Annotated in this window: 7 protein-coding genes; 2 read left to right on the top strand and 5 right to left on the bottom strand. The window is 64.5% G+C overall.

The window, feature by feature from the left end; all coding sequences use genetic code 11:
- Positions 1–148, top strand: a 148-nt coding sequence (locus tag GY937_19560) for a VOC family protein (protein ID MCP5058905.1), incomplete at its 5' end; no start/stop codon positions are given.
- On the opposite strand, the gene lnt is transcribed toward GY937_19560, so the two are convergent.
- The 5 genes from lnt to GY937_19535 all read right to left on the bottom strand — a co-directional run bounded on the left by lnt (position 123) and on the right by GY937_19535 (position 4,696).
- Positions 123–1,595 carry an apolipoprotein N-acyltransferase gene (gene lnt / locus GY937_19555; GenBank protein MCP5058904.1) on the bottom strand — a complete coding sequence of 491 codons (1,473 nt, stop codon included), beginning with the start codon at positions 1,593–1,595 and terminating at the stop codon, positions 123–125. The two genes, GY937_19560 and lnt, sit on opposite strands and share 26 nt — an antisense overlap.
- A 146-nt stretch (positions 1,596–1,741) precedes the next feature.
- Positions 1,742–1,936: a PEP-CTERM sorting domain-containing protein gene (locus tag GY937_19550; protein ID MCP5058903.1), complete on the bottom strand. Its 195-nt coding sequence runs from the start codon at positions 1,934–1,936 to the stop codon at positions 1,742–1,744.
- Between the two features lie 147 nt (positions 1,937–2,083).
- Positions 2,084–2,884: an SDR family oxidoreductase gene (locus GY937_19545; GenBank protein ID MCP5058902.1), complete on the bottom strand. Its 801-nt coding sequence runs from the start codon at positions 2,882–2,884 to the stop codon at positions 2,084–2,086.
- Complete coding sequence (locus GY937_19540; protein MCP5058901.1) at positions 2,881–3,381, bottom strand: carboxymuconolactone decarboxylase family protein; 501 nt, start codon at positions 3,379–3,381, stop codon at positions 2,881–2,883. The genes GY937_19545 and GY937_19540 overlap by 4 nt, the downstream gene beginning before the upstream one ends.
- Positions 3,382–3,454: 73 nt before the next feature.
- Positions 3,455–4,696 (bottom strand): acyl-CoA dehydrogenase, encoded by a 1,242-nt coding sequence (locus GY937_19535; GenBank protein ID MCP5058900.1) that lies wholly within the window; start codon positions 4,694–4,696, stop codon positions 3,455–3,457.
- Between the two features lie 84 nt (positions 4,697–4,780).
- On the opposite strand from GY937_19535, the gene GY937_19530 reads away from it, so the two are divergent.
- The gene (locus GY937_19530; protein MCP5058899.1) at positions 4,781–5,542 is read left to right on the top strand and encodes an SDR family oxidoreductase; all 762 of its coding nucleotides are present in this window, start codon (positions 4,781–4,783) and stop codon (positions 5,540–5,542) included.
- Positions 5,543–5,745 lie beyond the last annotated feature (203 nt).

The following is a 5,745-nucleotide window of genomic DNA, read 5'->3' as shown; positions in this document are numbered from 1 at the left end:
CCTCAGCAAGAACGGCGTTTCGTTCAATTCCCCGCCGATGGGCGGCGACGGCGGCCGTTGGGCCTATGGCCGCGATCCCTTCGGAAACATCCTGGAACTCCTCGAGCACGCAACGGAAGGCCCTACGTCGCTGCGGTTCGACGCCTGAGCACCACGCAGCCAAGCAGAGCCGCTGCGAACAAAGCCTCATCGAAGCCATGCCCTCCCCGGGTGTAGAGCGTGTCGATGCCCGTCGGGTCTAGTTCGACGACGCGTGCCGTCTGCTCCGCAGCGCCGACCCGCGCGAGGATGCGGCCAGCGGCATCGACGACGAAGCCAGGGCCGCGGTTCGAGGCGCGCAAGAAGGGACGGCCCAGTTCCACACTGCGCATCAAACCCATGACCGCGTGCTGGGCGGCGGCGCGCGGGGGGAAGAACGCGTCGTTCGAGACGTTCACGAGAATTTCCGCTCCGAGGTCCACCGCGTCGCGGCTGAGTTCTGGAAACATCGCTTCGTAACAAACGAGCGCGCCGAGACGGAAGCCCCCCGCATCGAGGGGGGCCGAGCTCTCGCCTTGCGCATAGGAAGCATCCGCGGCCAGACGGCGCAGACGTCGACGCAGCCGGGGCCGTTCTTCGACCCAATCGGGAAGTTCCTCCACCAGGGGGACGAGAATCCTCTTGTCGTAGTGACCGAGCCGCCGGCCGTCGGAATCGAACGCCGCCACGCTGTTGGTGAGGCGCCCGTCCGGGCGCTCGAGCAGGAGCCCGGTGACGAGATCCGCCTCGAGTCGGCGTCCCAGACGGTCTGCCAGATCCGGTATCTGCTGCGGAATGGTGTCGATTGCCGTCTCGCTCCAGACGATGAGCCGCGCTCCCTCGGCTTGCGCTTGCTCACTGAGGCGGAGCTGACGCTCCAGATTTCGTTCCCAGCTACCCTCCATCCAACGCTCGTTTTGGGGTGTTGCCACCTGCACGAGTCCGACCCTGAGCGCCGTGTCGTCCAATGGGTGGAGCGCCAGCCGGCTTGCACCGAAGGCTCCCCACCCGGCGACGAGCAGCACTGCTGCGAGGAGCGCTCGGGTGCGACGGCCCAGGACGGCTTCGTACAACAACGCGTTCGTTGCGACGATGCCAAACGAAAGCAGCGCCACACCGCCCACCGCGGCTGGTTGCATCCATACTTCCCGCCCGGCCAATGCGTCACCGAGCCGCATCCACGGGAAGATGCCGAGGACCCGAAGCCACTCGGCGGCTCCCCAGGCCAGGCACGGCGAGAGCCACGAGATTCGGCCGGGGCGATCCATCCAAACGGTCAATCCGCCGAACACGGCAAACGGACAGATCGTCGATGCCACCGATGCGACAGCGACAACCAGGGCGACCTTGCGGGCGACGTGGAATTCGGCGGTGAGCGTCGGGAAGAGCCAGGCGCAGCAAGCGAGTCCCATCCCGACGCCGAACAACAGTCCGAGTGTCGCTCCGGCGAGAGGCCGATTCGTGCGCGCAAGCACGGACAGAATGGGCAGCAAGACCAGCGGCGCCAGCCACCACAGGTCGAAGGGCGGGAAGAGAAGCGCCAGCAAGGCACCGGAGCCGAGAGCGCCCGCTCCCAAGCCGAGGGCGGGAGAAACCGATCGCCGTGTGGGGAACAGGGTTACGCCTGGCCCCCGATCTTGCGGATCACATCATCCGCAGACAAGACACCCGCGGCCTCCCGGACCGGGAGGCCTGTAGGGTAAACGGACTCGTGTGACTTCGACTAGCTGCGCCTGCGCAGTGCGATTACAACGAGGGCAGCGCCAGCTGCGAAGACTGCAGCACTGGCCGGCTCGGGAACTCCGGCAACGATCCCGGTCCCTCCCCCACCGGTCGTGGGCGGCGGAGTCCCGGCCAAGGCAGCCAAAGGCGCCAAGGAAGCGGACAGGAGAACTACAGCCTGAATCAACTTGCTCATCGGATCGACTCCATCGGGATTTCGGTGAAGGAGAAACCCCCCACTCAAACAACCAGAAAATGACCTTTTAATAGAGTGCCAACCACGCCCTATAAGGTCAACGGTGATCTAGCTCACGTTTGAAGATTTTCCCCGTGGGGACCCGTCTCATCCGATGCGAGCGCTCTGGCCTCCATCCACCGGCAACACGGCTCCCGTAATGAAGCTGGCCTCGTCCGAGGCCAGGAAGACGGCCGCGTGCGCGATATCCCAGGCGGTGCCCATCTTCGCCCCCAAGGGCACCATCGCATCCCGCCCCCGGATCAAGTCCTCCTTGGGAATGCCCAGCCCCTTCGAAATCCCTTCGATCGCCATCGGGGTGTTCATCAAGCCCGGCATGATGACGTTCGCCCGGATTCCGTGCTCCGCATTCCCGATCGCCAGAGCCTGGGTGTAGGCATTCAATCCGGCCTTCGAGGTCTTGTAGGCCACGATTCCCGCGGAGCAGACCGCCGCAATCGACGAGATATTGATGATCGAACCGCCGCCCTGTTCGCGCATCACGGGCAGGACGTGCTTGCACGGGAACACGGCGCTCTTGAGGTTGACGCCGAGGATCCGATCCCAGGCTTCCTCGGTCACGTGGGCCGGCCCCGCGTCCCCTCCGCCAATCCCGACGTTGTTGTGCAGGATGTCGATTCGGCCGTGCTGGTTCTTGCACGCCGCGATGAGGGCCTCGACCTCGTCTTCCCGGGTGGCGTCCGCCGCGTATGCGCTCGCGTGGCCGCCCTCTTCGAGAATCATCGCCACCGTGTCTTCGGCGGTCGCCAGTTCGCGATCGACGGCCACGACGGTCGCACCTTCCCGGGCAAACAGGATCGCCGTGGCGCGCCCGTTGCCGATGGTATCGCCCGGCGTCTGCCCGGCGCCGACCACCACGGCCACTTTTCCCGCGAGTCTCCCGCTCACGCGTCCGGGAGCTTCGGCAGGCCGGGCTCCGGTTGCACGCCCAGGGTATTCAGCGCCATCGATACCAGGTTGTATTGACCGACCGCGAACACCACGTCCATCAGCTGTTGGGTTTCGAGGTGCTTGCCCAGTGTCTGCCAGGTCGCGTCGCTGATGAACGCATCGCCATGCAGTTCGTCCGTCGCCTCGAGCAGCGCGCGATCCAGCTCGCCCCAGCTCTCGGCGCCCGGGCCCTCGGCGATCGCAGCGATCTCGTCATCCGTCAGCCCGCTCCCCTTGCCGATGACGACATGCTGGCCCCACTCGTAGCCAGCGCGGCACAGGAAACCGATCCGAAGGATGACGATCTCACGCTCTCGCGGAGGAAGCGTCGATTTGGCCATCACGTGGTTGCCGAAGACGAGCCAACGGCGCAACAGATCCGGATGGTGGGCCAGGGTGCGGAAGATATTCAGGACCGGACCATCACCAAACGCGATGCGCAGCTTCTCGTCCATCTCGGCGGGATCCAGGAGCGGCAGACGGGGGGTATCGAGTCGCAAGGCGTTCCTTTCGCGATGAGGCGTTGGGCTAGTTGCCGAAATCCCAGGATTCGCCGGAGTGGTACTGCTTCAGCACGTTCTTGGCGATCAGGATCTTGTGCACCTCGTCCGGCCCGTCGGCCAGCCGCAACGTTCGCGCACCCTGGTACATGGCCGCCAGGGGCAGATCGCCGGAGACGCCTGCCGCGCCCCAGACCTGGATGGCGCGATCCGCGACCTTGCTGAAGACATGCGGCACGAAGATCTTGAGAGCCGAAATGTCGGTCCTGGCATCCGTGCCGCCGTCCATCTTCTCGGCACAGTTGATCGTCATCAGGCGAGCTGCCTGGATATCGATGAAGGATTCGGCGATCCAGCCCTGAACGAACTGCTTGGTTTCGAGAAGCCCTCCGTGGACTTCCCGCACCATGGCGCGCTCGACCATCAGGTCGAACGCGCGCCACATCGAGCCCACTGAGTTCATGCAGTGGTAGACACGGCCCGCTCCTAGACGATCCTGGGCGGCCGCGTGGCCCGAGCCGGTCTGGCCCAACTGATTCTCCGCGGGCACGCGCACATCGTCGTAGATGATTTCGCAGTGATCGCTCTTTCGGCCCCAGACCTCGACGCCCCGAATGACATTCACGCCCGGCGTATCCATCGGAACGATGATCTGCGTCATCTTGGCGTTCTTGTCGCCGGCTGCATTCGGATCGTCGGTCCGGCACATCACGATCAGGAAGTCAGCACGCTTGCCGTTCGAGGTGAACCACTTGTGGCCGTTGATGACCCACTGGTCGCCTTCTTTGCGAGCTGTCGTCTTGATCGACCGGGGATCGGAGCCAGCGTTGTCCGGCTCGGTCATCGAGAAGCCGCTTTCGAGCTTGCCCTCGGTCAACGGGACGAGCCATTTCTGTCGCTGCTCCTCCGTCCCGTACTTGAGCAGGATCTTCTGGTTGCCCGAGTTGGGTGCCACCACGCCGAAGAGCGATGCCGCACCGGGGCTGTAGGCCAGGATTTCGTTCATGTAGGCGTGTTCGAGGAAGCTGAGTCCGCATCCGCCGTACTCTTCGGGCAGATGGGGTGCCCAGAGGCCCGCCTGCTTCACCTTCGTCTGGATCTCGTGGCGCATCGTGCGGGCTTTCTCGCGATCGCTTTTTTCGAAGCCCTCCCGATCCCATCGCCACAACATGTGTTCGTTCGGCAGGATCTCCCGATTCACGATTTCGGCCGTGAGCATGCGCACCTGGTTGATGCGATCCGAAAGCGTGGGGATCGGCTGGACGTTCATCGACATCTTGATTCTCCCTGGGCGAAGCGGTCCTTGAAAGATGACATAGACCGTGCCATTTTTCGAGCCCGAGGAGAACACAGAATGGATCTACGGCTGGACGGCAAGATTGCACTCATCACCGGTGGCTCGCGTGGGATCGGCAAAGGCATCGCCAAGACCTTCGTGGAGGCGGGTGCCCAGGTGATGATCACCTCCCGCAAAGCCCAGACCTGCGAAGAGGCGGCTGCGGAGATCGGCGAGGGTGCGCATTTCGAAGCGGGCCATATCGGGAAGAGCGAGGACGCGGAACGAGTCATCAGCGCCACCCTCGATCGGCTCGGCGGGCTCGACATCCTCGTCAACAACGCTGCGACCAACCCCTACGCCGGACCGACCATCGACGTGGACCTGCCGCGCTGGCAGAAGACCCTAGAGGTGAACCTCACCGCCCCGCTCTTCTGGACACAACGAGCGTGGAACCGTGCGATGAAGGAACACGGCGGAGCCGTGATCAACATCGCGAGCGTCGGTGGCTTGGCAACGAGCCCGATCCTCGGCGTCTATGACATCACCAAGGCGGCGCTGCTCCACCTGACCCGGCAGCTGGCCGCCGAGTTGGGACCTCAGGTTCGCGTCAATGCGATTGCACCCGGCTTGATCAAGACGGATTTCGCGCGCGTTCTCTGGGAGGGAGACCGCGGCGACAAAGTCGCCCAGGCCTACCCGGCGAAGCGTCTTGGTGAGCCGGAAGACGTGGCCGCCGCGGCGCTCTTCTTCGCCAACGACGCCGCAAGCGGCTGGATCACCGGCCACACGATGGTCCTGGACGGCGGAGGCCTGATCGGCTTCGAACGCGCCGGCTAGAAAACGTTCTCGGAACCGAGAACGCCGTCTGCGACACCAGGCTCCGCGAACAAGAAGCGAAGCGGCCCTAGGAGTCTGCGCGGCAGAGGGCCATTGAGGGGTGAGTCTCGCTAGAGTGAGCCATGCCGCGAGACTTTCGACGCTACGAGCCGGACCAGTCGCTTCTCCTGCCGCCCTCGCTTCGGGATTGGCTTCCCGAGGAT

Source organism: bacterium, assembly GCA_024228115.1.
Taxonomy (GTDB): Bacteria; Myxococcota_A; UBA9160; order UBA9160; family UBA6930.
The sequence above is the reverse complement of the archived record's forward strand: the minus strand, read 5'-3'. Positions and strand labels throughout refer to the sequence as shown.